This is a genomic window from Streptomyces sp. BV286, from assembly GCF_019090165.1.
Taxonomy (GTDB): Bacteria; Actinomycetota; Actinomycetes; order Streptomycetales; family Streptomycetaceae; genus Streptomyces.
In genome coordinates this window covers 1-443 of sequence record NZ_JAHRIB010000094.1, presented here as the reverse complement: position 1 = coordinate 443, position 443 = coordinate 1, and the positions used below count along the sequence as shown (strand labels likewise).

Annotated in this window: 1 protein-coding gene and 1 pseudogene; both read left to right on the top strand. The window is 67.5% G+C overall.

Translation table 11 applies throughout. The features are described 5' to 3' along the window. Positions 1 to 190: pseudogene (locus tag KUF83_RS12685) on the top strand (glucose-6-phosphate isomerase); the annotation flags it as partial. 15 nt (positions 191 to 205) lie between these two features. Then, positions 206 to 443 (top strand): NAD(P)-binding domain-containing protein (locus tag KUF83_RS12680; RefSeq protein WP_217454753.1); only part of this gene is annotated, 238 nt, incomplete at its 3' end.

Genomic DNA, 443 nt, shown 5'->3' with positions numbered 1-443 from the left:
CTACGAGCACAAGGTGTTCGTGCAGGGCGCGATCTGGAACATCGACTCCTTCGACCAGTGGGGCGTCGAGCTCGGCAAGGTCCTCGCCAAGGCCGTCGAACCCGCCCTCACCGAAGGCGCCGACGTCCCCGGCCTCGACCCGTCCACCACCGCCCTCGTGGCCACGTACCGCACTCTCCGGAAGAAGTGAACTGACATGACTGCGATGCAGCTCGGTCTCATCGGCCTCGGCAAGATGGGCGGCAACATGCGCGAGCGCATTCGCCGCGCAGGCCACACCGTCATCGGATACGACCGCAACCCGGACCTCGCCGACGTCAGCAGTCTCACCGAGCTGGTGGGCAGGCTCGAAGGGCCGCGGGTGGTGTGGGTGATGGTTCCGGCGGGTGCCGCGACCCAGTCCACCATCGATGAGCTGGCCGAGCTCCTTCAGCCCGGTGACG